Consider the following 24,761-nt stretch of genomic DNA (forward strand, 5'->3'; position numbering starts at 1 on the left):
TGTCATTCCCCTTTGTCTAAAACGTGATCAATTGTATCGAGATCAAAGCCTTTTCTGAATAAAAATTGCTTCACTTTCATCTTCTTTTCAAATGATCCGTCATACCCTACCTTGCGTTTTGCCTTCTCCAGCATATAAAGGAGGGCTTCTTCTTCCTTTTCCTCTTCTTGTCCATCATAGGCTTCTTGAAGGGCTTTATCAATGATCTCAAACGAAAATCCCTTTCGCTGCAGCTGTAGCTTGATGCGCTGCTCGATCTCTTTTGCAGAACGATTTTTTTCTTTTTTGACAAGCTTGAGAACCTGCTTTACAGCTTCCTCGAGCTGTAAGTCATCAGGGTATTGCGATAGCGCCTGCTCAATCGTGTCATCGTCTATCCCCTTGAGCTTCAATTCTTTTTTTAGGACGGACGGTCCTTTGCTGTTCGTTTTGCGGTGGGTGCTGACATAGGCTTCTGCAAATTCAAGATCATTTACATACTTATAATGCTTTAATTTGTGTATAATTTCACTAATAGCAGGTGCCGGGATTTCTTTTTTCGTTAAATAATCGGTGACTTCTTTCACTGATCTCATACGGTAGGATAAATAATCAACGGCCTGCTGGAATCCTTTTTTCACCGAATCACCGAATTGAATCTCAATGATATCTGCTTCGTCCAGCTCTTTGCCTTTTTTCAAATCGTGCTGGACGAGCACATCTAAATCAACACTAAAGGCGTACTTTTCATCAAGAAAGATGTTGACCCGCTCGGTATTGTTTTTCTGAGCAGAAATTTTTGTAATATAGGGCATCCTGTGATCACTCCTTTTCCAAAACAGTCAGGATGTTTCTTCTGATTCAAAATCGTGAAAGATATAGGTATGTATATGAGAGGAGAGATGTCAATTGAATATCGCCATTACCGGAGGAACCGGTTTTATCGGCCAGCATGTTACAAAAGTGCTCGCTGCTGAGGGACATCATCTATATATTTTAACAAGAAATCCAAAGGAATCCGAACAAAATCATTTACATTATGTGCAGTGGCTGACTGAAGGTGCTGCGCCTGAGCATGAATTGCCTGCCATCGATGTATGGATTAACCTTGCTGGAAAATCCATTTTCACACGCTGGACAGACAAGGCAAAAGAAGGCATCCTCTCCAGCCGTCTCAAATCAACACAAGAGGTAAGACGCATTATAGAAGCGCAGGAATCAAAACCATCTGTGCTGATTCAAGCAAGTGCTGTCGGGATTTATGGCACATCTCAAACAGGAGATTTTACGGAGGAGTCACCTCCTGCAGATACTGATTTCTTAAGTCATACATCAAAACTTTGGGAGGCTGAGGGGCAAAAGATTGAAGCCCTCGGCATTCGTACGGTCTACACACGCTTTGGCGTCGTGTTAGGAGAAAAAGGCACACTGCCGCTGATGACACTTCCTTACAAGCTGTTTGCCGGCGGGACAATTGGCGCTGGCTCGCAATGGGTTTCATGGGTGCATGTTGAGGATGTGGCACATCTCATTGCCTATGCGATTCATAATGACGACCTGTCAGGCCCGCTCAATGTGACATCACCGAATCCTGTTCAAATGAAACAGCTTGGACAAACCATTGCTTCTGCCCTTCACCGTCCCCATTGGCTGAAGGTGCCATCGTTTGTGATCAAAACGGCACTCGGTGAAATGTCATTGCTTGTTTTAGAAGGCCAGCGTGCTCTGCCAAAAAAAGCACTGCTCTCTTCTTATGACTTTTTGCACCCTGAACTAAAAGAAGCGATTTTGCATTCTAAGGAATAAATGTTGTCAAAAACACCCATCCTATTAGAAATGATATGAGGGGGCGATTTTGATGAAGAAAAAAGAACACCAGCCAACTTCAAAGCTGAAAAAAACTCAGGAAGTCCTGTATCAGCAGGAATTCAAAAAAGCGGAAAGAGCAGCAGAAAAAAGAAACAAATAAGACGGATATTCCCCTCCAACAAGCACATAACTAAAGTGATCTTGTAAAGGAGGGAAAGGCTTTGAAAAAAGACCAACACAAAAAATCCAACCACGAGCTCGCAGCACAAGAGACGGATGGCGAATATGTTGAATTTTCCAAAGAACTTGCAGATCCGAATGACTTAAAAGCAATGGCACGTATGAAAGCAGCCGATCAGCGCGCCAAAAAACTATAAGTAAAAAAGCAGACCTTATTCAGCGGTCTGCTTTTCTTTTATTTGATTTCAGTAAGAAGACTTGATGCTTTCTGGCGTGATTTTTCCTCTGGCACCTCTTCTGGATAACCTATATGAAGGATCGCAGCAAACCGTTCGTTTTCCTTTAATCCCATGTCTTGTTGAAAGCCTTTATCGTATAAAATACGTCCGCTCTTCCATACCATACCGATTCCTTGATCCCATGCAAGCAGCTGGAGATTTTGAATGAGCGCGCTCACGGCGGCAAAATCATCATTTCTCACCACAGGGTTCTCGTCTTCTTTTAGTACGACAAGTAAAAGCGCTGGGACCTTAGAAAAGTAATCTCTGTATTGATTGATCTTTTCTTCTTTTGCATCTGGGTTGTTGCGCTGAAAGAACGCAATGAAGCGCTCTACAAAAGTGGCTTTGGCTTCATCCGTCACCGCATATAAAAAGCGCCACGGCTCCGTGATTTTATGGTTCGGCGCATAGACTGCATCCTCTAATAGCGGCTGAAGCTGTTCAATCGTCACCGGTGTGTCTTTGAATTTGCGAATCGATCGTCTATATCTGACAGCGTCTCGAACCGTTAACGCGTCTGTTTGTTGTTTTGTTTCTGGCATATATGTCATCCTCTCAATCAACCTTAATTGAAATTGATTCTCATTCACATTATAAACATCATCGCGTGCAGTTGCAAATCAAGTATCTCTCCTCCCCGTCTGCTAAATAGTTGTTTGACTTTTTCAAGTAATGTTACAATCATATTACGTTTTAAACAAATTTTGAGAAAAAAGCCAAGATGATGAAATGATTATCAAGTATTCCCATTTTGTCTGATTCAGTTTTTTTGTCAAAAGGCTTTCAACCATGATTGGAAGGGAGGCTTCTGGATGGAATGAAAATTAATATTGGACAAATCATTAAACTCTATCGTTATAAACAAAATATGACCCAATCTGAATTGGCAGAAGGAATTTGTTCTGTCTCTCATTTAAGTAAAATTGAAAATGGCTCAAAGGAGGCCAATCAAGATACGATCAATCTGCTGCTTGAACGGCTTGGTATCAGCCAAGAAAAGCTGTCACAAAAGGCGCGTCATCTGCTGTCACTTTTGGATGAGTTTCAAATGAATATGTACTTCTATGCTCTCGATCAGGCTGAACAAAATGCAGAAATGATCATTCAGCACGAGGAGCAGTTCTTTTCACTGGATTTAGGCATTCAGTATCATTTGTCTTTATTTCAATTTTATTTATTAACGGAAAAACAGCCGCTTGCCTTAAAAACACACCGCGTGCTCAAAAAATTCGAAAAAACCTTTATTGAAACGGAAAAAGAAATTTTTGAATATCTAGACGGTATTCATCAAATTAAAATTGGTCAGCTTGAAGATGGGCTAAAAAAGCTTGAAAGCTGCTTTTCCTATGCCTCAGTTGAACAAAGTGATTTGTATTATCACTATGCAAAAGCACTCGAAAACATGGGTCAGCTGGGTGATGCACTTGAAGCGACACATCAAGCGATGGATTTATATAGACAAAAGAACAATTTCAAGCGGATTATTCACTGTACACTTATTCACGGCGTGATCTCACTTGAACTAAAAGCCTATCAAACTGCGAAGAAATATATAAAGGAAGTGATTTTGCACACGTCCCTTTACCCTGATGCCTATATTAAAATGTCCGCTTATTTTTATTACGGGGTGCTTTTAAAACGTGAAGGCGATTTCTCTTCAGCTGTGCCTTATTTACTAGATTCACTCAATTACTTTAATCAAGAACAGATAGAAGATCGCTACTGTGAAACGCTATATGAAATTGCGACACTATATGCTGAATATGACCGCAAAAAGGCACTTCCCTACATACACGAGCTGTTAAAACAGCCTCGTATTCAGCCAAACTGTTTATATATGATCAAAATCTATAAATTGATGATTGAGGAAAATCCTCTTGATTTGAAAACCTATTTGGTCGAAGCAGCCCTTCCTTACTTTGAACACAATGAGCTGCACAGTGAATATTTGTTTGCGCTTAGAACCTTGCTTACCTATGCAGGTGCTGAGCTTGATCAGCAGGCGTATCAGTCCTATACAAAGAAGCTTCTTGATCATTTAGCGGAATATCTTCCCTATTACAAAAAAGCATGACCTTCTGCCGATCGAAGGTCATGCTTTTTCCTATTTATTAAATGGTCTCTTGTTGATCTGTGTCATGATGGTTCACCCGTTTGACAGAATGAATATACCGTCTCTTTGCAAAGAAATCATACGCATGCTGTCCAAAGCCAAGCCAAATACTGAGCATGATGAATGGGACCGTTCCCCATAATGCAGGGATATGGCAAGCCATACGCAGCCAAGTATAGATCCCTGAATTCTTTTGATTTTTGGCTAGGGAAATAGACACGATTCGTTTTTCCGCCTTCTCTTCACTGATTTTATTCAGCCTGAGCAGCTGCGAGTGTCTAAAGGATTCAAAGTGAATCCGATTTTTCCAATCGAGTGATTTTAACAAATCAATCATTTTTGCACATGAAGGACTTTGTCCATCATAAAACACAAGCAGTCTCAGTGATTTGATGGAACGCTGTTCTCTTTTTTTCGATTCAGCGAGCTTCTTTTTTTCTTGATCGAGATAAATGATTTTTTTCATAAATTGATCGCCTGTCCTTTTCTGTCATTTTTTTAGTTCGTTCAAAGGAGATTACAACTAGATTACTATAGTTGCTGGGCCTCTTGTATTGGGAAAAAGCCAACCCTTGTGCGTTATATGAGCCTTTGGATAAGGGCAAAATCATTGATTTCATGGCATATATGAGGTTTTTCAACTAAAAGTGGTTGGGAAAATCGTGGTGCTTTGCGGTTTTCTGCGGTTTTTGATAGAATTCTGCGGTTTTCTACACCTTTATGCGGTGGTTTTGTAGGTAAAACGCAAAAACAAGATAAAAAAAGACTACTTCCCATTGCGGCGAAGTAGTCTTTTGGTTTATATTTTTGCCAAAACTTCTACAATTTCTTTCTCAATATCTTTCCATAAGTAACGGTCTGTCGTATAGTGATGTGCGGCATCTTTCGCAAATACTTGAAAAGCTTCTTCATAATCAGGTGCATCTTTGTCCGGTTTTTTCTCGTCCACAAAGCGCTGTGCTTCTGCTGAGCGAGGTCCCCATTTCCCCACTTCATTCCCGTCCTGATCAATGATGACGATAATCGGAATCGATCTTGCGGTCCCGTTCGTTAAATACTGATCCATCAGGTCTAGATTCTCATCCCTAATGAAATAGCGCGCATCAATGAGTGCTTCATTTGCAATACGCATGAAAATTGGGACATTGACCATCGCATCCCCGCACCAATCCGCTGTGATGACAAGCGCTCTGAGCTTTTTCTTTTGCAGCTTTTGAAGTAGCTCTTTTTCTTTTTGATGAATTGCGTACTGGTTGTACACCGTGAGCAGATTTTCCCGGTTTTTCTCCATGTTGTGTACATATGTACGTTCAGCTAATCCCTTTGTAAACCATTCATTTAATGTCATATGAACATCCCCCTTACCCTTCAACTTTACCACTTTTGCTATTCTTTTGTCTAAAAAAACCTTCACCTAGTGAAAGGTAAAGGTCTTTTAGTTTATCGACGCCGATTTCGTTTTGGGTCCATCCCGATCAGCTTGGTGACAAGCACCATTGTGACAGGCAGTGACGTATTTTTTTTATACGCTAAATATTTCCCGCGCCATTCAGGCTTATACTTCTGTTTAAACGACCGTAAACCGCTGAAGCTGTACATATATCTGACATTGTTGAAAATAACACTCGCCAAACGCTCCGTGAGAAAGGACTGATGGAACGTCCCCACATTTGATAAAGGTGCCATTCCCATGTTAAACGATTTGTAGCCTTTTTCTTTCGCCCATTGAAACAGGTGGATAAACAGCGCATCCATCATCCCGTTCGGTGCATCATGCATATGACGCATTAAATCGATGGAAATCTCCCCTTCTTGATACATCGGCATCAATGATACAAAGGAAATGATTTGCCCTTGTTCATCCTTTAGAATCGCAATCGGTGCTTTTTGAAGATAGTCTTCTTGAAAATAACCGAGCGAAAATCCTTTTTCTTTCTTCTTTCCGAGCCAGCTGTCAGAGATTTGTTTTAAAGTTGAGATCAACTCATTTGAAAAGGGAGGTTCCAGCATTTCAAAGGTGTAGCCTTCTCGTTCAAATTTATTCGCCACAGCTCGTAAATTTGATTTTTTCTTACCTGACAGAGAAAACGTTTCTAAATCGACCATGGCTTCTTCCCCAAGCTTAAAGAAGTGAAAGCCTAAGTCATGATAAAGAGCCATCCCTTCTCGTTCTACTTGATAAAAGGCGACGCGGTAGCCGGCTTTTTCTGTCTCCTGTAAAAACTCTTCAAGTACAAGCGGATAAGACGCCTCACGTCCAGATGGATCTCCGAGCACAATGACGCAGCGGCCAATTCGTCCAAACTGAAGCATCGCTTCTCCATCACTTGAGAAAAATAGTTTTTTGTCGCCTAAAAAGCCAAGATGACTGAGGGCATTTCCGCCTTTTTCTTCTAAAAACGTTTTTAATTTTTCCTCATCTGCTTTTTCTCCAATCGGAAATGCTTTCTTATTAAAGATCAATTTACTAATGAAGAAGAAAAGCGGGACACCGATGAGAGCAATCATGCTTGTCATCGTGATATGCCGTTCATTATGCACCAAGTAATCCTTACTCAAGAAATGCCCGATTTTTGTCCAAATAAAGTTGCCAATGACATTATAGTTAAAGAGCACGAGTAAATATCCAACAGCAGCCGCCACAAACTGGTTCAAAGAATAAGGTGCCTGCTGCTTCACAAATTGATTTCGAAGAGAGAAAAACACAGCCATGATGACTGGCAAAATAAAGATCAGACTGAGGTTAAACCCCTTTAACAAAGTAAACACAAAACCGCCTGCTAAGGAGATCATTGTCAGCACGTAGGATCTTTTCGTTCTTTTATACACTTCAATGGACAAAATCATGAGAATGATTCCGAACATTAAAGAAAGACCATTAAATCCTGATAACAGAAAGCGCGGGATGCTGGTAATCACACCTAATCGATCGACTGGAAGCACAACAGACGCCATGATGAGCAAGCCGCTTCCAAAGGTTAAGATCGATAAAGACCCGTACAATAACCGAATTAATAAAGCACGGTGCAAAACAATTAAGACGTTCGTTGTTTCAATGGCAGGTGCCATTTTCGGATTGCCTTCAAGACGTCTAAGCGTCGTGCCCGTTAAATCGTAAGCAGCTAGACAAAGCCCTAGGATAAACGGGAAGATTGAGTACACGAAGCGGTACAAGACGAGCGCCGTCAGCACCATTTCTTTATCGAAACCAATGTACTGCATGCTCAGTAAAAAGATGAGGTCAAACGAACCAAATCCGCCCGGAACCATACTGATTAAACCGCCGATTGATGCAATCGCAAATACACCTAAGACAATTCGGACATCGACATTCATCCCCATAGAGACGACAGCCATGTACATGACAAGTCCAGCTGCCAGCCATTCTAAAAACGATGCACCGATATAAGCGTAAATTGGATGCTTTAGCCCATTTTCACCGCTCTCAATCGAGCTTTTTCGAATGGATGCCATGACGATATATATCGGTACAATACAGGCAAAGATAATGACAAATGCCCATAGCCACGGCTCCTGGCTGATAATACTTTCAACAGGAAGCACCCTGACCAAGATCAGATCACTGAAAATAGATAAGCCCAAAAGGACAGAGGAAGTCAATAGGGCAATGCCTTTCAGCAGTTTTTTCGTATCTGTTATGTACTCCTTATAGAGAAGCGTTCTAAGCCCTGCTCCTGATAGACCGCCAAATCCAAGAACACTGTTAAAGGAGTTTGCAATCCAGGAAATGCGAATCGTTTTCCAGCCGCTGATCGGCATATTTAGGCTTTTTCGTAAAATAAAATCATATAAGGACATCGATAAGACCGCAACAAGTCCAAGAAAGACAAGAATAAACAAGTCCATTCGGTTCAAGCTGTCAATAATATAAAACGTCTTTTTAATGGAAAGTCCGCTTAGCTCCTGCTTCGCGACAAAGATCAAGACAAGGATAATCACGATCGGAAAAAGCATTTTTAAGATCGTCATACCCGTTTTTTTGTTCCACATGTTTTTCCCAACTTTCTAGGTTGCTTCAATTATTTCAACTGAACATTATTATACAACAAATACCACTTGATTCATGCAGTTTAACATTCAAAAGCTTGACGAACCTTTCAATTAGAAGTGAAAATCAGTAATATAAAGAAAAAGAGCCGCTTAAAGGAAGTGAACAAGCGTGGAATATAATATTCATGACACCACCGTATTAAAAGAAGAGATTCTATCTCCAGAGGAAAAAAAGACATGGGTTCTTTATATGAAAGTGCTCACAGCTGCAGGTCTTGGAGATGTTTCTGAATGGATGAAGCTTGATATGAGTATGCCTCAAATGAAGGTACTCATGCTTCTCAATAACCATGGCTCTCTCAAAGTATCCGAAATCGCTGAAAAAATGGGCGCTTCTTTGTCCAATATGACAGGTCTGCTTGACCGGTTAGAACAGTCTAACTTTGTCGTGCGAAAGCACTCTGAGCGTGACCGGAGAATCATTGTCGTAGAGCTGACAGAGGAAGCGAAAAATATTTTCAGAAGTATTTATCAAAAAGGACACGAAAAAATCAAACATTCCCTGCAACGGCTCAATGACGAGGAAAAAGAAAAAGTCAATGAAGGCCTTGCTATCTTAGAAAAAGCACTGCGTCCTGAACGCGGCTAAAAAAGTAAAAAAGAAAAAAGACGGTCACTTGGGGTCCGTCTTTTTTGTTTCTTCTACTTGTCGATCTGGGGTGAAAAGAATTTTACGAATCACTTCCCTGTCATCCCATAAAAGATAGGCTAAGCCGATGATGAGAAAAAGGATACTGATCCACGTACCGCCAGGAAGCACTTCTTCAAGAAGCTGAAATTTACTGACCTCATCATCAAAGCTCGTTCTAAAAAAATGAATCTCAAAAAGAACATATTTCGCTATATAAAACAATGCCGCCATACAGATAAACATGGCGCCGACAATTCTTCTTCCAGACATGCGTTTACTCCTTTACTTCCACTGATTTCTTTTGATTAATTCCGTGATATGGGCAAGGTGATGCTTTGAATGCCAGACGTACATTCCCGTTGCATCATATAAGGACACTGTTTGTTGATCGGCAGGGTGATAATAAGACGCGCTGAAGTCTTCCTCTGACATTCCCCGCAGTAAAGTGACCCACCTGCGATGCAGACTGCTGATCAAAGGCAGGGATAAACTGATGGGCGTCTTGCTGTCAGGAAGTGAGGCAAATCCCTCCTGATCATATGGACGTATGTCCGGTGTATCTTCTGTGAGAGCAAGCTTGAATCGTAAGTATGCATTTAGATGGCTGTCTGCTACGTGGTGAATGAGCTGACGAACAGTCCATCCTCCCGGCCGATAAGGTGTATCAAGCTGAGCATCTGTCAACGGTGCAGTCACTGCTTCATACTCTTCGGGGATTGCAGCCAGCTCATCAATCCATGCTTCCAGCTGTGCTTTCGTTTTTGTTTCTACCGGTTCATATAAGCCAATCGGATATTGTAATGATGTCATACGTTCTCTCCTCTCTCAAATCCTTCAAGCACAAATTTTCCAATCATCTTTCCTTGTTCAAGTGTTTGATGTGCCTGCTTCAAGTTAGTAGCATTGATCGGACTGAGAACTTTTGTTAAGGTATGCGTTATTTTCCCCTGCTCAAATAACTCACTCGCCTCTGTCAAAAGCTCATGCTGTTTGATCATGTCCGCTGTTTCATACATAGGACGTGTGAACATGAATTCCCATACAAATGCCGCACTTTTATTTTTGAGTAACTGAATGTCTAGGTTGTGCTTGTTCTCGACAATGGTACAGATCGTGCCTTGCGGTTTGATGGCTTCTGCCATGCCTTTGAAATGTCCATCTGTATCATTTAAGCATAAAATAAAATCCACTTCACCGATTCCTTTTTCCTTGAGCTGCGCGAGAAGCGGCTGATGATGATCAATGATATGATCGGCACCTAATGACAGACACCACTCTTTTGTTTCTGGTCTTGATGCGGTTGCGATCACAGTTGCCTTCGCTAATTTGGCTAGTTGAATGGCAATTGAACCAACCCCGCCTGCACCACCAATGATCAGCAAGGTTGAGCCTTCTGCATTCCGCTTCATATGCATCCGGTCAAATAAAGCCTCATAAGCCGTAATTGTTGTAAGGGGCATCGCTGCTGCTTCTGCAAAGGATAGATTAGCTGGCTTTTTCGCCACAATACGCTCATCCACAAGCTGGTATTCACTATTCGAGCCTTGACGCGTAATATCTCCCGCATAGTAAACGTGATCGCCTGGCTGAAATAATGTACACGCTTCGCCCACTTCAACAACCGTACCGCTTGCATCATAGCCAAGAATTTTCAGTTTTTCTTCCTTCTGATCCTTCGGTGATCTCACCTTTGTATCAACTGGATTCACGGACACAGCCTCTATCTTCACCAGTACATCCCTGCCAGACGCTTTAGGCTTTTCAACCTCTTGATCCATCAGGCTTTTCTCATGCTCAATCGGTAAATACTCCAATAGTCCAACTGCTTTCACTCGCTCGCACTCCCTTTCTCCATTCTTTCTTTCCACATTTTATCATAATTTTTTGATGTTTATGGCTGGGTCACACGAGTGATGGCACATTTATGACCTCTTCAGGGCCTTTCGCTCTCTCGCCATGTATGAAGGACGTGCCTTTTGCAAAGAAGGAACATAAGTGAACCAGCTGTTGGATTTAAAAAACAGCTGAACGTAGTAAAACTGAATGTGCTGCAGAAAAACGATGATTAATAGAAAAAGAGTGAATGAGAGAGTAGTTAGATCTACTCTTCCCTGTATCCATTCATTGATCAAAAGAATCACAAAACCGACGATGAGGAGCTGTTCAACTCTTTGCACGAGCTGGCTAAAGACATGCCCGCGTTTTGTTAAATCACCAGACTGGTGCTTTCTGATCCTTCTCGATTTGTAGAACCAAATAATACTTTCTGTTAGGTTATGAATCATAAAAAGAGCGATGAGGACGATCAATAAAGGTGATGGGGTATAAAGGACTTGTGCAACGAACGGAAAGACTAAAAAATAACAGGCAATCAATGCGTGTCTGACTGATAAGAGAAATAGGACTTTTTCTATAGTTTTTTTCATTTGTTTCACCTCCATATGTACTACGTTTCATTTGCCGAAAGGTTTCCCAAACCTATAAAAAAAGGATACCCCTAAAAAGGCATCCTTGATGAATCAAACTTAAAAAGCAGCGCTTAGTACGACTGGACCTTGCGGAAGCTTGTTATCTTTTTTTGGTTCCAGGGTAACAGCCACAGTATCCCATGATTCGTTTGCTTCTTTTTCAGATAACGCATAGGTGACGGTTCCTTCCCCTTTGTTATCTGTTTTAAAAGCACCGGCTGGCACCGGCTGATCTCCTTTAATGAGCCACACTTGATAAACAGCAGATGAATCAAGTTGACCCTTTAAGCCGTCTGCACTCACAACAAGTTCTTTTTTGCCGTTATGCTCTATCACTGAGAAAGCACCTGTCGTTTTTGGTGATGTGGCAGAAGCCAGTGATTTTGTGGCAACAACCCTGACAGGTTCTTCCGCCTGTTGTTTTCCATTCGATAAGAAATACACATTTCCAGCTGCTGAAATTAGAAGCAGTGCGGCAACGAGCGGTAAGAGCCACTGGTTTCGTTTCTTTTGCAGCGGTTTGATTTCGTTTGGTTCAGGTGAAGCCTTGAGCTCTATTCTATCGCTATTGTTTTCTTCGACTGTCTCTTCTTCAAACACCTGGGATAAAATACGGTCTTTCATCCCTGCCGGAGGTGTTTGGTCTTCGGCTAGAAGTGGAATGTCAGACATGAGCGCTGTCAATTCTTCAAGCTCTTCTTTGCAAGCTGGGCAGTGCTTGATGTGCTCTTCAAATTGCGTTTTTTCTTCTCCTTGTAAATGCCCGTTGAAATAATCAATCACTTGATGTTTACACTGAGTCATGCCTCTTCCTCCTTTCCTCCGCGAGACAGTTTCGATCGCAAATGCTTCAAAGACAATCGAACCCTTCCCTTTACCGTACCAATAGGGATGCCCAGCTTTTCCGCGATGCTCTTTTGTGTCATCCCTTTAAAATAGACATCTTCTATGATGGTTTGCTGTTCTTTTGACAATGTAGATACTGCTTCACGTATGATCTGTTTTTCCTCTTTCCATTCCACTTCTTTTGATACATCTTCTTGATGATCGGCTAAATATTCAATATGCTCATCTTCCAAAGCTGTTTCATTCCGGTGCTTTCTTAAGAGATCAATGGCCGTGTTGCGTGACATCATGAATAACCACGAGGAGAATTTCCCTTTATCCGTATGATATTCTCCTATGCCGCGCCAGAGCTTGATAAAGACCTCTTGAAGCACTTCCTCCGCGAGCTCACGGTTTCCAGTCATTTTATAAATAAACGAATATAATACACGTTCATAGCGATCGTACAGCACTTCAAGCGAGGGCTTGTGACGATCATATTTGATCTTGTGATACAGCTCAAAATCTTTCAGTGTGTCCATGGTCATCTCCTTCCTTTTTCATGAGAAAGAGCATGCGCATCCATCATGAAATCCTTCACGTATTGCTTATCACTTGATTTACTGAAATAAGCCTACCTTGTACTTTACTCTTTTTTCAAGGAGAAAAAAAGAGCGCTGAAAAAGGAAGTGTGCTCCTCATGAGAATGTACTTACTTTACGACATAACAGACCATTTGGATCACTCATGATACAAAAGTCAAGAATCCATGTGTGGGACACTCTCTAATCAGCTGATTTTAGCAAAAATCTCGTCTCCCTCTCCATTCAATTGAGGTAGAACGCATTCTTTCCGCATGTCATAATAGGGAGTAAATTGGAGAAATTGGAGTGTCCATATATGATGGTGACGATAGTTCTTTTTTTATTAGCAGGTTTAGCAGAAATTGGTGGCGGCTATTTGGTGTGGCTTTGGCTCCGTGAAGCAAAGCCTGTCAGCTTCGGGATCGCCGGCAGCCTTATCCTAGTCGCATATGGCGTCATTCCGACCTTTCAGCAGTTCCCGACTTTCGGACGGGTTTATGCTGCCTATGGCGGTGTTTTTGTCATTCTTGCTGTATTCTGGGGCTGGTGGGTCGATCGAAAAACACCTGATCTATATGACTGGATGGGTGCTTTGATCTGTTTGGCTGGAGTCAGTGTGATGTTATTTGCGCCGCGCAGTTAATTTCTAACATCAAAAAGGGCTAAAATGATGTTTATTTTAGCCCTTTGTCTTCTTTTCGAACCTTACATTCTAAATTGTGTTTCGTATAAACGACGGTACAGACCATCTATTTTGAGTAACTCTTCATGTTTTCCTTGCTCTTTTACGCCTTCTTTTGTGAGAACAATAATGCGGTCGGCATGCTGAATTGTCGCTAAACGATGGGCAATGATAAAGGTCGTTCGTCCTTCAGCCAGCTCTTCTAATGATGCTTGGATAAAAGACTCTGTCTCAGTATCAAGCGAAGAGGTCGCCTCATCTAAAATGAAAATGGGCGGATTTTTCAAGAAAATACGTGCTATGGAGATACGCTGTTTTTGTCCTCCAGATAACATCATCCCGCGCTCACCGATCATCGTATCAAGTCCTTTTGGCAAACTATTGACTAAGTCCGTCAGCTGAGCCTTCTCTACTGCCTGCCAAATTTCTTCTTCAGATGCATTCAGTTTTCCGTATTGGATGTTTTCGCGTATCGTCCCATGAAATAAATAAATGTCCTGCTGTACGACACCAATTTGTGCGCGCAGCGATGCAAGTGTCATTTTTCGTGTGTCTATGCCATCAATTGTAATGCTCCCCTCCTGCCATTCATAAAAACGGGGAAGCAGATTGCAAAGGGTCGATTTCCCGGCACCAGATGGACCGACGATGGCAATTTTCTCTCCTTGTTTGACCTCAAGATTGATGTCATGCAGCACAGGTTTGTTTGGTTCATATTGAAATGATACATGCTCAAAAGTGATATTCCCTTTTAACTCATGGACTTCGATTGCATCCTCATCATCCTTTTCATCTGGTGTTTGATCAATCAGTGATGCGAATCGTTTAAAGCCAGCTACACCTTTTGGATACATTTCAATGACTGCATTGATTTGTTGAATGGGCCCTAAGAAAATACCTGTTAATAGGACGAATGAAACAAATTCACCATATGTCATATTTTTTTGCAGCACAAACCATGCACCGCACACGAGCCCAAATACGGTGACACTTTTAATGAGTAAATGACTCACTGCTGTATGCAGTGCCATCATTTGATATGTGGTCAGTTTTGTTTTTCTAAACTGCTCGTTATGCTCGATAAAACGATCCATTTCATGTGACTCATTCCCGAAGGCTTTCACCACACGAATGCCGCTAATATTGTTTTCCACACGTGAATGGAATTGTCCAATGCTTGAAAACATTTTATCAAAAGCAGCAGACATTTTTTTCGTAAAGTAGACAGATAATCCGATCAGGAATGGAACAACAATAAATGTGAGAACCGCAAGCTGCCAGTTAATCGATAGCATGAGGCCAAACGCGCCCGTTAATGTCATGATGGCGATAAATAAATCCTCTGGACCGTGATGTGCCATCTCTCCAATATCCATTAAATCATTGGTCATACGGGAAACGAGCTTGCCTGTTTTCTTTTGGTCAAAGAAACGGAAGGACATTCTCTGTACATGAGAGAATAGTTGATTCCTCATATCGGTCTCAATATTGATCCCCAGCTTATGGCCAAAATAAGTCACAACGTAATGCATGGTGGAACTGATGACATATAAAATGAGCAGCAAACTGCCCCAGAACCAAATGGCTTCCCAATTACCATTTGGCAGTAAATCGTCCATCACTTTACTGATGGCTAGCGGAAAGGAAAGTTCGAGTAACGCCGCTAGTACCGCACAGGAAAAATCTAATATAAACAGCCCCATATAGGGTTTGTAGTATGAAAAAAAACGTTTGAACAATTGACAGACCTCCTAATGATGAGATAAATCTGTCAATAAATCAGCAAACTTTTCAGCTTGATTCATGACTGCAATGGGATCATAAGGCCAAAAGTATTCTGCATCCAGTTGATAGGTCTGTTCCTTTTTGACAGCTTTTAAACTCTTCCAGATGGAATTATTTTTATCAAATGTCCCGCCATTGGATTCATCAATGAATATATAATCTCCTGCATATTTCGGAAGGGTTTCATAGGAGAGTACCTCATAGCCTGTTTTACTGTTTAAAATTGTATCTTTGACCTCTTTTGGCGGATTTACTTTCAATTGTTGATATAGTGCTTGTCCACCTCGGTAAATTCCGTTCCCATACACAAACACATCATTTTTAAATGCGCCCATGATGGAAACTGTTTCATTCTCTTTTAATACAGATTTTACTTTTTTTCGAGCTGCTTCGATTCGTTGGTCAAAGGAGGCGAGAAACGCCTTGCCTTCCTCTTCTTTGTTTAACACCTTCGCCAAGGTTGTGATTTCTTCATGTGCGTCTTTGAATGAATTGTAAGGATATACGAGTGTTGGCGCTATTTTTTTATACACATCATAGACTTTTTCATCCTGTACTGCGGTGATAATTAGATCAGGCTTTAAGCTGAGTGCTTTTTCAGCTGAACGCTCGTCACTAATGTCTTCTATACCTTTGATCTTGTCCTTCAAGTGTACATTCTTTAAATCTTGAGTCGTTGCACCTACAGGGTGAACATCCAATGCAATTGCACTGCCTAAATATCCATCTATGAGAACGCGTTTTGGGTTTGCTGGAATGTCGATTTTTCCTTTAACAGTCTCAATGGTTTTCGTTTGCTGCTCTGTTTCTGCCGTTTTGGCTTCTTCTTTTTTTCCACAGGCTGACAATACCAGCATGAAGATGACAGCACATATCCAATATGTCTTTTTCATATGAGTATTCCTCCTTCATTTCCTAGATACAAATGAGAATAGTTATCAATTACTAGTCTCATGTATTCTACCAACCTCATACGAAGTGGTCTATGGAGGATTCTCGCAACTTACATATGGATTATTGTTGGATTGGCTGCCACAGTCAATCGGGAGACAAAACGGTCAATCAAATGAAGAGCCCGCTCCCCTTCATCAAATCGAAAATCCTCTAGCTTTAATGGGTAGAAGGTTCCATTTTTCACAGCGGACAATTGACGAAGAACATCGCTTTCCTCCATCCGCTGATCCATTTGTTCATACCACCCATGTTCAACACCTACAATAAAAAACATGTGATCCGCCTCGTATTCTCTTAACCTTTCTAAAGAAATGACTGTATGTTGATTGGGGAGAAGAACTTCTTCTAGAATCGTCTTCGGAGGCTTTAAGTCAAGCGTTTCGTAAAGGTAGAAGGCACCTCTAGCATCATAGGACCACATGTACACTTTGTCATGTCCTCTCATTTCATAAATCGCGACTGTCTCTCCTTTTTCCCTAAAGGAAGATAGATCATTTCTTGCCTTTTGACTCAGATGTTCGAAGCGTTTCACCCAATCAACTGCCTCTTTCTCTCTTCCCAACAGGCGCCCTGTAGATAAGACCTCTTTTACAACATGACCACCGGCATATGGCAGAACAAGGACAGGGGCAATTCGCTCCAACCGCTTGATCAACGCAGGCTTCGAATAAAAATAGTTAGGAATAATGATTAAATCTAGTTGAAGTGATTTGAATACGTCATCAGGCGTATGTTCATCTATGATCAGCGTACCGGCCAGCTGATCTTTGAGTATATCTGAATGGAGAAAGGTATCTTGGTCAATGCAGACAGGGCGAATGCCTAGCGCGCCCAATAACCCGACAAATTGAAAAGCAGCAATTCGCTCTGGTCTTCGATTGTTTCGGAACTGACTAGGGGACCTTCCTGTCTTCTGCCTGAATTTCCTGCTGAAATATAGACTGTCTGTATAGCCCACTTGCCGCGCAATCATTTGAATTTGATCATCTGTTTGCAGAAGCCGTTTTTTTGCTTCATCTATTCGAATTTGTGCAATATAGTCACTCACACTCAGTCCCATACTTTGTTTGAAAAAGGTCGAAAAATAACTCTCATGAAAACCCATCTTATGGGCTAAGTCTTTTCTCGTAAGCTTTTTTTCATAATGCTGCGCCATATACTGCAAAATCATTTCAATTGAATAATGCACCTTCTCAGCGTATGGCTTGGATTGACGGTGAAAAATGTGCATGATGTCCTCCAGCCTTTTCTCCTGTTCTCGGATGCACTGACTCACCTTCATTTGTTTGATGTAAGAAAACAGCACGGCAGAGCCTTTGACCATTGCTCCATTATCCGGCAGATCATCATAACTCACCTTAAAAATCAATTCATTTTGCGCATCATTTGCCAGGATAAACTGATCAAATGTGATCGTATAAATCGCCACCTGTTCGATGGATAAAGATTGGAGCATTACGTTGATACCTGAGCGGATCAACATACTGTCTTTTGCGTTTAGCTGATATTGCAATCCTTCCATTTCAATTCTCACAGATCCGTCGCATGTCAAGAACATAGGGAAAGATGTATGCCAGGAGACTGTTTGTTTGACAGAAAGAGATCGCTCTTTACTTTCTTTCATGCGCAGAATGGTATGAGTACGGGTTGTCATTTTCTCTTTCTCCTTCCATATAAAAAAAGTGCTAAAATTTTAGCACTTCAATGTTTGACTGGATATTCATCAGCGAGCTCCAGCTGTTTGTAATTCTTTGTTTTTCTCCTTAAAGCGTTCATTATGAGAGGAAACGTATGCCACTTTTTCGGCTTCTGGTTCGATGTAAAGCTTTGCGCTATTCAGCGCATTGACTCCATCAACAAACGTACCAGCAATTAAGCGGACCTTGCTTTTATGTGTACACAAGTCGCCTACCGCATAGACGCCCGGTAAATTGGTTTCCATTTTTTCATTAACCTCGATCAGTCCCCATTCACCTTGCTTGAGACCCCATTCTGATAGCACGCTTAAATCGCCTTTCATCCCGTGATTAACGATCACAGCATCTGTTTCGATTCGTTCTTTTTCACCTGTCTCTATGTTTTGAATGGTGACGGCATCAATTTTGTCACCTTGACCATGCAGTTCTGTTAGTTCATGCGGGGTTAAAATTCGTTTGCAAGTTGCCTTCATATTGGCGACGTTTTTCTCATGTCCGCCAAACATGTCACGGCGATGCACAACGGTGACACTTTCAGCAATTGGAGCAAGGGCATTGGCCCAGTCAACCGCTGAGTCGCCGCCTCCAGAAATCACAACCCGCTTCCCTGCAAATGTCTTGAGCTCCTGGACAGTGTAAAAAAGGTTTGTCACTTCATAGCGGTCTGCATGCTCAATTTCAAGTTTCCGCTGAACTGGAATGCCGTGACCCATCGCTAATATGAGGGTCTTTGTCAAATGACGATCACCATTTTCAGCCGTCAGCAGGATATGATTATGTTCATCTCGCTCGAATGACGTGATTTTTTGATTCAGTGCAATCTCTGGTTCAAATGTTTTCGCCTGAGTTTCCAGCTGCTGTATCAGCTGTTCTCCTCTTGTTGGCGGCAAACCGCCCACATCCCAAATGACCTTTTCAGGATACAGAAGGATTTTCCCGCCAAGGCTTTCGTTGTACTCAAGTACCTTCGTCTTTAAGTCCCGCATCCCACTATAAAAGGCGGTGTACATGCCTGCTGGCCCGCCGCCAATAATGGTGACGTCAAACAATTCAAGCTGATCTGTCATTTGAGTCCCTCCAGTTTTCCATCGAATGATCTATTTATCAGTGATATTGATTCTCATTATCATATGTATCTATTGTAGTCTACTCTAGTGAAGGGAATCAATAGCTTTCTGCAAAAAAGAACAGGACGAGCGCTCACTCGTCCTGTCATTCATCACACGATGGTTAAACCAAGGTCTTTTAATTCAAGAGAAACAAGTCTTGCAATCGCATCTGCGCCTTCTTTTGTAAAGTGCGTGCGATCCTCAATTCCTGTTGACAGCATAAAGTAAGAGGTCGTTTTCTCTATGCCGGAAATTTGATAAAACTGAAGACTTGCGGTATTTAAATCGACGAGAAGAACTTCTTCTTCATCGGCTAATTCTTTCATAGCGGCACAGTAATCAGGAAAATCATTGATATATTCTCCGTCTTTTTCATGAAAACGGCCGACTGGGGTGAGTAAAAGTGGTGTTGCCCCTTTTGCTCTTGCTCCATGAATATATTGAGACAGGTAGCTTTTATACGTCGTGAAAGGATCTGTATGGCGCTCGGGCTTCTCCTTAGAAGCATCATTGTGCCCCATTTGTGTGAAAAGCCAGTCTCCTGGCTGAATGTCAGCCAATATGTCATCAAGGCGTCCTTCTTCAATGAATGTTTTTGAGCTTCTTCCACCAATGGCACGATTCTCGACGTGAACGCCGTGCGCTGTATAGCGGTGTAAAAACTCTCCCCATCCTCCTTGAACAGGACGATCTGGATAAGATGAAACGGTCGAATCACCAGCTAAATAGATGGTTGTCATGTTCATACGCCTCCCTTTTTCATTGAGCCACTTCACCCGAGCGATACGGGTATCCTAGTGGCTGCTGAAAAGATATGAAACAATCAGCATCGCTATTTCAATTATTCTCTTTTTAATGATCAAAACCCTGCTTACCAGTAGATGTGAATGTGTTAAATATGCGGCGGAAGTTCTATTTTTGATTCCACTGCTTGATGTAACGCCTGAAGCATATAGCCAATTCCTTTATATGGAGCCAGCGGGTAATTCGCTTTTTGATGAGGATGTAATAAAGGGTCGATCACTTTTCGATATTTCTTCCCACCTAGTACCACCAGTTCATCATATGCGAAAAGGTTTTTTTGATGAAATTGCTGGCTCAGTTCTTCTCGTGTGATCTGCTTAGCATGCGGTATACCAAAAGCCACATCATAATTTTCATGTATGATATCATCTGCCTTTAAGAATCCGTGCTTCGCTGATAAGATCATCCAGTCTGAAAAGAACGTTTGAGCATAGCTTTTCGTACGCTGATGCAGGGGACTTAAATAAACAAGGTTCGCTGGCTGGCTTCCTGCCTCTGGATCGACGTCCCAAATTTTCTTCGCGCCACATGGAATGATACAAACTCGCTTCACTCAGATTTTCTCCTTCCTTTTTCGATAGATCTGATACACGATACAGCCTAGCGCTGTGCCAAGTGTATTTAAAAGAATATCATCAATATCGCTGCTTCTTGTAATGATACCAGATTGCGAGAACATCCATTGGAGCACTTCGATCATGGTTGACAGGAGTAAGCCGCCAAGAACCGCCTTTTGCCAGCGCATGGTTCGAAAGGCTTGATAAAGAAAAAAACCGAGTGGAACAAATAACAATATGTTCCCTGCTAAATTTAAAAAGACGAGATTTGGATAGCCGTGATGGTAGGCGTGAAGATTTTGATAAATGGACTGCAAAGGCATGAGATTCACACTCACCTGATCCCTTGGGGCGGAAAAACGATTTGGAAAGACCGTCAAATATAATAAAACATTCGTATAAATAAACAGGCAGGCAAGGACCAACTCTGTTCGTAAATAGATAAAACGATGTTGCTTTTTTGCCTGTCTGTATCTCATATGTAAATAGAGCGGGACGAGCAGGAGAAAATAAGCAATGGAAAACATAGCACTGGATGTCATACAGAAAGCTGCCCCTTTCTCACATGATGATGCTTGACCATATTTACAGCTTATTCAGGCTTGCCCGCATCTATTCATCACTTATTCTCACATTCAATGTAGAGAAAACCATATTGACAAATCGTCATTCTCTCGCTAAACTGAATGACATTCAGTCATTTAAGGTCGGTGATGATATGTCGAAACGAGAAAAGATTATGCTTGCTGCGATTGATGCGTTTAAAGAAAAAGGCATTGAAAAGACGACCATTTCGGATATTGTGAAAGCAGCAGGAGTAGCGCAAGGAACGTTTTATTTATATTTTCCTTCAAAGCTTTCCGTCATGCCAGCGATCGCTGAACATCTGATCGCACAGATGGTGCCTGCGATCGAAAAGGAATTCACTCAGCATGCAGATGTCCTCGATCAAGCAGATGCACTTGTTGAATTCATTTTTGCTTTTACAAGGCAATACCGTGATGTCCTTGCACTCACCTACTCAGGCTTAGCCGCCACCGAGCATTTAAAGGAGTGGGAAGATATTTATGAGCCGATTTACAAATGGGTCGCTGCTTTTCTAGAAAAGGCAAAGCAGGACAAACGAGTCCGTGCGAATTTGAACTGTCATTACGCGGCGAAATTCATTATCGGTTTACTCGAATCGTCTGCTGAGCAAATGTACTTATTTACGGAAACAGATACAGAAGAGGTTCTGATTCAAAAGCGAGAGGTGAAGCAATTTCTTCTTTACGCACTTGGCATAGAGACACCTTAACTTAGTACAGCACTTGCTGTACGCTCTTTTTTGGCTTTAAAATGACGAATCGTCAGTTTTGAGTTTTAGGAGGAAATACAATGAAAAAAAGCTGGATGTATGTTGCACTCACTTGTTTATTCGAATTACTTTGGGTGTTTGGTTTAAATAGAGCAGATGCGTTGTGGGAGTGGGCCATCATTATCTGCCTGATCCCGGTTGATTTTTATTTTTTAATGAAGGCCTGCGAAAAGCTGCCGACAGGGACCGTGTACGCCGTGTTTGCCGGTGTTGGAACGATTGGGACATCTTTGATGGATTATGCGCTGTTTGGCGGTTCGTTTTCATTTGAAAAGCTCTTATTTATGGGCATTTTAATTCTCGGGATTATTGGACTGAAAGTGTCTGATGGAGATTCACATGAGCAGAAAGGAGAAGCGGTATAACATGGGCTGGTTTTTTGTACTGTTAGCCTCTGCCTGCGAAATCGGCGGGACCATTGGCCTCAATATGTTTAGTAAGAAAAAGCAAATCACGACAGGCATTTTATTTGTCGGCGGGTTTGCGTTATCCTTTTTGTTTTTATACGCCTCGTTCTCGTCCGTTCAAGTATCCGTCGCTTATACGGTCTGGATCGGGCTTGGAACGGCAGGCTCTGTCTTATTTAATATGATTCTATTTAAAGAGCCGAAAAACATGATTCGTATACTCAGCCTGCTGCTGATTGTGATTGGTGTGGTTGGGCTGAAGTTGTTTGCTTGATGTGTGAAATTAAAGAGGCTGTGGATTCGTCCACAGCCTCTTTCTTCCTTCAAATTAATGATACACAACATCTTCTTGTAACATTTCAATAGCGTAAGGAACACACTCTTGATGATCTAGAAGCAAATAAATCACAATTGGATTTTGTTTGTTACTATTTTTTTGAATAAACAACACACAAACAAATGATTCAATGTCTTTTGGTAATTTATCTTTAATTAAAGGATTTAGCTTTGATGATATTCTTAAAACCTCTCTATCTACTAACCACTCATCATGACGAAGAGCAGGATAATATTCGTTAATAAAATGTTGAAAAATATCAATATCATTTGAACACAAACCTCATTCAGCTCCTTTTATATAGGAAATAACTAAGGGTTAAAAAGCCAAGCATCAGTACAAAGACTAATAAGAGGATTTGATTGTCTGCTAGCGTTTCTTGCTTTTGCAACTTGGTTTCTTCCTGTTTAAATTCTTCATTCATCACCTTGGAATGCTTCACTAGCTTCGCTGTAATCATTAAACGATGTGTAGTTGCAGTTGGAAGGTCACAGGTTATTAAGGTTAACCGCGCATCTGTCGTCTCTTGTATCACATCAATTCGAGATTCATCTATAGTGTTGATGTCTGTGACTTCATAAGTAAATACTTGTTCTTTATTTGTTATGTTGATCTTGTCCTGTTTCTTTAGTTTTAAAAGAGGACCAAACAAGATATCTTCATCTCTCATATGATGGCCAACTAAAGGATAATTTCCTTTTCCCATTTGCTGATCTTCCCTCATTGTCGCTGCACCTGCAAGCAGGTTAGGTTGATTGACTCCTTTAAGGATTGGCAATGTGACTTGGAGGCGCTCAATTTCGATTTGACCGATGACAGCACTCTTCTTCACTTGATTGCCATACTTCAAGACATCTAACAGTGATGGAGTTTCGACTGCTTCAAAATGAAAGGAAGCTTTTTTCTGCTCGTTTACTTTTAGCTGATTAGCAGAAAATTGATTGATCTGAAACATCATGACATTCTTGCTGACCAGAAAATTTTTTATGTTTGGTGCACTGATCAAAGTGATGCCTGCTATTACAAGAACAACTATCATAAACATAATGAGATGATCTTTCCACTTCATGGTTCTCATGATCCGCTACGAATGAAAGGACGTCTGATTCTCTTCATCAGAGTGTTGATTACGCTTTCTCTTTTTTTCTAATAAATATTAGCAGCAGACCGAGTGCAATCATGAGGAGACCGATTCCAAGAAGAACATACATCCAGGTGTAATCTTTATCGATCGTGACATCTTTTTGATTTAGTTCTTTTGCAATTTCCGCATCTATTGTAAAGTCCTTCGTCCAATGCCATGATTTATTCATCGATTGCGCCGTCATATCGAGTGTATATGTCCCTGCCTTCAATTTCTGTCCATTTAATGGAACTGGAAAGCGAAAGTGTGAATTCGGGGCCATTTGCATATCTTTCTTATCTGCTTGATAAAGTACCTCACGACTCCCTTTTTCCATAATCTTTGCCTTCACACTCATTTTGTTCATATACATTGGCATAACATTTTGAATCTCTGCTTGAATGACATTGCGTGCATTCAGCTGGCTTGGCTCAATCTTGTTTAATTGTAGCTTTGGTGCAATCTTTGTTCTGTTCCCATTTAGTAAAATGGCAACGACATATGAATACTTATTTTCAATTGACAGGCTAGCTTCTTTTTGGTTTTCCTTCGGCTCTTTTTCCTTTTCTTGAAGTGTAACCCCTCCAGCTAACCATCCATCAAAACGCTTCTCAGGTGCAGTTAAATGTAATGATAGTATTTTTTTCCCTTTTGCAGGAATGGTCACATCTTTATTCGTTTTCACTAAATCTTCCATTTTATATTTCAATGTCGCATCTTTTTTTTCTTCTGTTTTCCCATATTCTACTACACCATTTACATTTGTCGTGGCTGTATGCACCTGCGGCTCTATTACAATTTGCCGATTGGTGTCATTTCTCAATAAGATTTGTAGTGTTTGTTTTTGTGAAGGTTTGACTTTTAAATCAAAATACGATTTTGATTGATCTATTTGGTTGCGCGGGATGACGGTTGTAACAGAAAAATTAAGTTCTGACGCCTTTACTTGTTTCATTTGTGAGACATCTATGATGGTGAACAAAAACACTATCATGCATACGATTTTCA

At 41.3% G+C, this 24,761-nt stretch carries 30 protein-coding genes; 9 read left to right on the forward strand and 21 right to left on the reverse strand.

What is annotated here, in order from left to right; all coding sequences use genetic code 11:
* Window positions 1-2 precede the first annotated feature (2 nt).
* Window positions 3-794: a recombination regulator RecX gene (recX, locus tag C9414_RS16265; protein ID WP_024425808.1), complete on the reverse strand. Its 792-nt coding sequence runs from the start codon at window positions 792-794 to the stop codon at window positions 3-5.
* A gap of 94 nt (window positions 795-888) precedes the next feature.
* On the opposite strand from recX, the gene C9414_RS16270 reads away from it, so the two are divergent.
* From C9414_RS16270 to C9414_RS16280, 3 genes are all read left to right on the forward strand, one after another.
* A complete protein-coding gene (locus C9414_RS16270; RefSeq protein ID WP_041087332.1) occupies window positions 889-1,785 on the forward strand; it encodes a TIGR01777 family oxidoreductase in 897 nt (298 codons plus the stop codon).
* 52 nt (window positions 1,786-1,837) lie between these two features.
* The gene (locus C9414_RS16275; RefSeq protein ID WP_017358836.1) at window positions 1,838-1,948 is read left to right on the forward strand and encodes a YfhE family protein; all 111 of its coding nucleotides are present in this window, start codon (window positions 1,838-1,840) and stop codon (window positions 1,946-1,948) included.
* Window positions 1,949-2,009: 61 nt separating this feature from the next.
* Window positions 2,010-2,165, forward strand: a complete 156-nt coding sequence (locus C9414_RS16280; RefSeq protein WP_107164051.1) for a YfhD family protein — start codon at window positions 2,010-2,012, stop codon at window positions 2,163-2,165.
* A 38-nt stretch (window positions 2,166-2,203) separates the two neighbouring features.
* On the opposite strand, the gene C9414_RS16285 is transcribed toward C9414_RS16280, so the two are convergent.
* On the reverse strand, window positions 2,204-2,791 hold the full coding sequence (locus C9414_RS16285) for a nitroreductase family protein (protein ID WP_058837447.1): 588 nt from the start codon (window positions 2,789-2,791) through the stop codon (window positions 2,204-2,206).
* A gap of 275 nt (window positions 2,792-3,066) precedes the next feature.
* Between C9414_RS16285 and C9414_RS16290 the strand changes: the two genes are divergently transcribed.
* Window positions 3,067-4,323, forward strand: a complete 1,257-nt coding sequence (locus tag C9414_RS16290) for a transcriptional regulator (protein ID WP_107164052.1) — start codon at window positions 3,067-3,069, stop codon at window positions 4,321-4,323.
* 37 nt (window positions 4,324-4,360) lie between these two features.
* Here C9414_RS16290 and C9414_RS16295 read toward each other — a convergent pair whose 3' ends face one another.
* From C9414_RS16295 to mprF, 3 genes are all read right to left on the reverse strand, one after another.
* On the reverse strand, window positions 4,361-4,828 hold the full coding sequence (locus C9414_RS16295; protein WP_107164053.1) for a thiol-disulfide oxidoreductase DCC family protein: 468 nt from the start codon (window positions 4,826-4,828) through the stop codon (window positions 4,361-4,363).
* 333 nt (window positions 4,829-5,161) lie between these two features.
* On the reverse strand, window positions 5,162-5,710 hold the full coding sequence (locus C9414_RS16300) for a thioredoxin family protein (RefSeq protein ID WP_107164054.1): 549 nt from the start codon (window positions 5,708-5,710) through the stop codon (window positions 5,162-5,164).
* Between the two features lie 92 nt (window positions 5,711-5,802).
* Window positions 5,803-8,373 (reverse strand): bifunctional lysylphosphatidylglycerol flippase/synthetase MprF, encoded by a 2,571-nt coding sequence (gene mprF / locus C9414_RS16305; RefSeq protein WP_047202058.1) that lies wholly within the window; start codon window positions 8,371-8,373, stop codon window positions 5,803-5,805.
* A gap of 169 nt (window positions 8,374-8,542) precedes the next feature.
* Here mprF and C9414_RS16310 point away from each other — a divergent pair, with 169 nt between their 5' ends.
* Window positions 8,543-9,022, forward strand: coding sequence for a MarR family transcriptional regulator (locus tag C9414_RS16310; RefSeq protein ID WP_047202057.1), 480 nt, complete (start codon window positions 8,543-8,545; stop codon window positions 9,020-9,022).
* Between the two features lie 24 nt (window positions 9,023-9,046).
* Here the strand turns inward: C9414_RS16310 and C9414_RS16315 are convergent, their stop codons facing one another.
* The 6 genes from C9414_RS16315 to C9414_RS16340 form a co-directional block, all read right to left on the reverse strand.
* Window positions 9,047-9,334: a hypothetical protein gene (locus tag C9414_RS16315; RefSeq protein WP_047202056.1), complete on the reverse strand. Its 288-nt coding sequence runs from the start codon at window positions 9,332-9,334 to the stop codon at window positions 9,047-9,049.
* Between the two features lie 12 nt (window positions 9,335-9,346).
* Complete coding sequence (locus C9414_RS16320; protein ID WP_107164055.1) at window positions 9,347-9,874, reverse strand: YfiT family bacillithiol transferase; 528 nt, start codon at window positions 9,872-9,874, stop codon at window positions 9,347-9,349.
* Window positions 9,871-10,896: a zinc-binding alcohol dehydrogenase family protein gene (locus C9414_RS16325; RefSeq protein WP_107164056.1), complete on the reverse strand. Its 1,026-nt coding sequence runs from the start codon at window positions 10,894-10,896 to the stop codon at window positions 9,871-9,873. Before C9414_RS16325 ends, C9414_RS16320 begins: the two co-directional genes overlap by 4 nt.
* A gap of 90 nt (window positions 10,897-10,986) precedes the next feature.
* Window positions 10,987-11,490: a hypothetical protein gene (locus C9414_RS16330; RefSeq protein WP_107164057.1), complete on the reverse strand. Its 504-nt coding sequence runs from the start codon at window positions 11,488-11,490 to the stop codon at window positions 10,987-10,989.
* Between the two features lie 99 nt (window positions 11,491-11,589).
* Window positions 11,590-12,336 carry an anti-sigma factor gene (locus tag C9414_RS16335; protein WP_107164058.1) on the reverse strand — a complete coding sequence of 249 codons (747 nt, stop codon included), beginning with the start codon at window positions 12,334-12,336 and terminating at the stop codon, window positions 11,590-11,592.
* On the reverse strand, window positions 12,333-12,899 hold the full coding sequence (locus C9414_RS16340; protein WP_039177235.1) for an RNA polymerase sigma factor: 567 nt from the start codon (window positions 12,897-12,899) through the stop codon (window positions 12,333-12,335). The genes C9414_RS16335 and C9414_RS16340 overlap by 4 nt, the downstream gene beginning before the upstream one ends.
* A gap of 358 nt (window positions 12,900-13,257) precedes the next feature.
* On the opposite strand from C9414_RS16340, the gene C9414_RS16345 reads away from it, so the two are divergent.
* Window positions 13,258-13,584: a YnfA family protein gene (locus C9414_RS16345; RefSeq protein WP_024425817.1), complete on the forward strand. Its 327-nt coding sequence runs from the start codon at window positions 13,258-13,260 to the stop codon at window positions 13,582-13,584.
* A gap of 62 nt (window positions 13,585-13,646) precedes the next feature.
* Here the strand turns inward: C9414_RS16345 and C9414_RS16350 are convergent, their stop codons facing one another.
* The 7 genes from C9414_RS16350 to C9414_RS16380 all read right to left on the reverse strand — a co-directional run bounded on the left by C9414_RS16350 (window position 13,647) and on the right by C9414_RS16380 (window position 21,071).
* Window positions 13,647-15,362: an ABC transporter ATP-binding protein gene (locus tag C9414_RS16350; RefSeq protein WP_107164059.1), complete on the reverse strand. Its 1,716-nt coding sequence runs from the start codon at window positions 15,360-15,362 to the stop codon at window positions 13,647-13,649.
* Between the two features lie 12 nt (window positions 15,363-15,374).
* A complete protein-coding gene (locus C9414_RS16355) occupies window positions 15,375-16,301 on the reverse strand; it encodes an ABC transporter substrate-binding protein (protein WP_107164060.1) in 927 nt (308 codons plus the stop codon).
* Window positions 16,302-16,411: 110 nt separating this feature from the next.
* The gene (locus tag C9414_RS16360) at window positions 16,412-18,016 is read right to left on the reverse strand and encodes a helix-turn-helix domain-containing protein (RefSeq protein ID WP_107164061.1); all 1,605 of its coding nucleotides are present in this window, start codon (window positions 18,014-18,016) and stop codon (window positions 16,412-16,414) included.
* A 69-nt stretch (window positions 18,017-18,085) separates the two neighbouring features.
* Window positions 18,086-19,126, reverse strand: coding sequence for an NAD(P)/FAD-dependent oxidoreductase (locus C9414_RS16365; RefSeq protein WP_107164062.1), 1,041 nt, complete (start codon window positions 19,124-19,126; stop codon window positions 18,086-18,088).
* Window positions 19,127-19,278: 152 nt separating this feature from the next.
* Window positions 19,279-19,908 carry a rhamnogalacturonan acetylesterase gene (locus C9414_RS16370; RefSeq protein WP_041087393.1) on the reverse strand — a complete coding sequence of 210 codons (630 nt, stop codon included), beginning with the start codon at window positions 19,906-19,908 and terminating at the stop codon, window positions 19,279-19,281.
* Between the two features lie 152 nt (window positions 19,909-20,060).
* Entirely contained in the window at window positions 20,061-20,525 is a 465-nt protein-coding gene (locus tag C9414_RS16375; RefSeq protein WP_041087307.1) for a DUF6884 domain-containing protein, read from the reverse strand.
* Window positions 20,526-21,071, reverse strand: coding sequence for a VanZ family protein (locus C9414_RS16380; RefSeq protein ID WP_107164063.1), 546 nt, complete (start codon window positions 21,069-21,071; stop codon window positions 20,526-20,528).
* Window positions 21,072-21,247: 176 nt separating this feature from the next.
* On the opposite strand from C9414_RS16380, the gene C9414_RS16385 reads away from it, so the two are divergent.
* The 3 genes from C9414_RS16385 (at window position 21,248) to C9414_RS16395 (ending at window position 22,567) form a co-directional block, all read left to right on the forward strand.
* On the forward strand, window positions 21,248-21,826 hold the full coding sequence (locus C9414_RS16385; RefSeq protein ID WP_039183028.1) for a TetR/AcrR family transcriptional regulator: 579 nt from the start codon (window positions 21,248-21,250) through the stop codon (window positions 21,824-21,826).
* An 80-nt stretch (window positions 21,827-21,906) separates the two neighbouring features.
* Window positions 21,907-22,251, forward strand: a complete 345-nt coding sequence (locus C9414_RS16390; protein WP_107164064.1) for a DMT family transporter — start codon at window positions 21,907-21,909, stop codon at window positions 22,249-22,251.
* 1 nt (window position 22,252) lies between these two features.
* Window positions 22,253-22,567, forward strand: coding sequence for a DMT family transporter (locus C9414_RS16395; protein WP_003217878.1), 315 nt, complete (start codon window positions 22,253-22,255; stop codon window positions 22,565-22,567).
* A gap of 54 nt (window positions 22,568-22,621) precedes the next feature.
* On the opposite strand, the gene C9414_RS16400 is transcribed toward C9414_RS16395, so the two are convergent.
* The 3 genes from C9414_RS16400 to C9414_RS16410 form a co-directional block, all read right to left on the reverse strand.
* The gene (locus tag C9414_RS16400; protein WP_107164065.1) at window positions 22,622-22,909 is read right to left on the reverse strand and encodes a hypothetical protein; all 288 of its coding nucleotides are present in this window, start codon (window positions 22,907-22,909) and stop codon (window positions 22,622-22,624) included.
* 7 nt (window positions 22,910-22,916) lie between these two features.
* Window positions 22,917-23,588, reverse strand: coding sequence for a class A sortase (locus C9414_RS16405; protein WP_181286162.1), 672 nt, complete (start codon window positions 23,586-23,588; stop codon window positions 22,917-22,919).
* 169 nt (window positions 23,589-23,757) lie between these two features.
* The gene (locus C9414_RS16410; protein ID WP_258182644.1) at window positions 23,758-24,708 is read right to left on the reverse strand and encodes a WxLIP family cell surface protein; all 951 of its coding nucleotides are present in this window, start codon (window positions 24,706-24,708) and stop codon (window positions 23,758-23,760) included.
* Between the last annotated feature and the right edge of the window lie 53 nt (window positions 24,709-24,761).

This window comes from Bacillus sp. Nf3 (genome assembly GCF_003028545.1).
Taxonomy (GTDB): domain Bacteria; phylum Bacillota; class Bacilli; order Bacillales; family Bacillaceae; genus Bacillus; species Bacillus safensis.

Bases quoted from the DNA above. Each gene is read 5' to 3' on its own strand.
- recX (WP_024425808.1), bottom strand. From the start codon at position 794: ATGCCCTATATTACAAAAATTTCTGCTCAGAAAAACAATACCGAGCGG.
- C9414_RS16275 (WP_017358836.1), top strand. From the start codon at position 1,838: ATGAAGAAAAAAGAACACCAGCCAACTTCAAAGCTGAAAAAAACTCAG.
- C9414_RS16285 (WP_058837447.1), bottom strand. From the start codon at position 2,791: ATGCCAGAAACAAAACAACAAACAGACGCGTTAACGGTTCGAGACGCT.
- C9414_RS16290 (WP_107164052.1), top strand. From the start codon at position 3,067: ATGAAAATTAATATTGGACAAATCATTAAACTCTATCGTTATAAACAA.
- C9414_RS16295 (WP_107164053.1), bottom strand. From the start codon at position 4,828: ATGAAAAAAATCATTTATCTCGATCAAGAAAAAAAGAAGCTCGCTGAA.
- C9414_RS16300 (WP_107164054.1), bottom strand. From the start codon at position 5,710: ATGACATTAAATGAATGGTTTACAAAGGGATTAGCTGAACGTACATAT.
- mprF (WP_047202058.1), bottom strand. From the start codon at position 8,373: ATGTGGAACAAAAAAACGGGTATGACGATCTTAAAAATGCTTTTTCCG.
- C9414_RS16315 (WP_047202056.1), bottom strand. From the start codon at position 9,334: ATGTCTGGAAGAAGAATTGTCGGCGCCATGTTTATCTGTATGGCGGCA.
- C9414_RS16320 (WP_107164055.1), bottom strand. From the start codon at position 9,874: ATGACATCATTACAATATCCGATTGGCTTATATGAACCGGTAGAAACA.
- C9414_RS16330 (WP_107164057.1), bottom strand. From the start codon at position 11,490: ATGAAAAAAACTATAGAAAAAGTCCTATTTCTCTTATCAGTCAGACAC.
- C9414_RS16335 (WP_107164058.1), bottom strand. From the start codon at position 12,336: ATGACTCAGTGTAAACATCAAGTGATTGATTATTTCAACGGGCATTTA.
- C9414_RS16340 (WP_039177235.1), bottom strand. From the start codon at position 12,899: ATGGACACACTGAAAGATTTTGAGCTGTATCACAAGATCAAATATGAT.
- C9414_RS16345 (WP_024425817.1), top strand. From the start codon at position 13,258: ATGATGGTGACGATAGTTCTTTTTTTATTAGCAGGTTTAGCAGAAATT.
- C9414_RS16355 (WP_107164060.1), bottom strand. From the start codon at position 16,301: ATGAAAAAGACATATTGGATATGTGCTGTCATCTTCATGCTGGTATTG.
- C9414_RS16360 (WP_107164061.1), bottom strand. From the start codon at position 18,016: ATGACAACCCGTACTCATACCATTCTGCGCATGAAAGAAAGTAAAGAG.
- C9414_RS16365 (WP_107164062.1), bottom strand. From the start codon at position 19,126: ATGACAGATCAGCTTGAATTGTTTGACGTCACCATTATTGGCGGCGGG.
- C9414_RS16370 (WP_041087393.1), bottom strand. From the start codon at position 19,908: ATGACAACCATCTATTTAGCTGGTGATTCGACCGTTTCATCTTATCCA.
- C9414_RS16380 (WP_107164063.1), bottom strand. From the start codon at position 21,071: ATGACATCCAGTGCTATGTTTTCCATTGCTTATTTTCTCCTGCTCGTC.
- C9414_RS16385 (WP_039183028.1), top strand. From the start codon at position 21,248: ATGTCGAAACGAGAAAAGATTATGCTTGCTGCGATTGATGCGTTTAAA.
- C9414_RS16390 (WP_107164064.1), top strand. From the start codon at position 21,907: ATGAAAAAAAGCTGGATGTATGTTGCACTCACTTGTTTATTCGAATTA.
- C9414_RS16395 (WP_003217878.1), top strand. From the start codon at position 22,253: ATGGGCTGGTTTTTTGTACTGTTAGCCTCTGCCTGCGAAATCGGCGGG.
- C9414_RS16405 (WP_181286162.1), bottom strand. From the start codon at position 23,588: ATGATGTTTCAGATCAATCAATTTTCTGCTAATCAGCTAAAAGTAAAC.
- C9414_RS16410 (WP_258182644.1), bottom strand. From the start codon at position 24,708: ATGAAACAAGTAAAGGCGTCAGAACTTAATTTTTCTGTTACAACCGTC.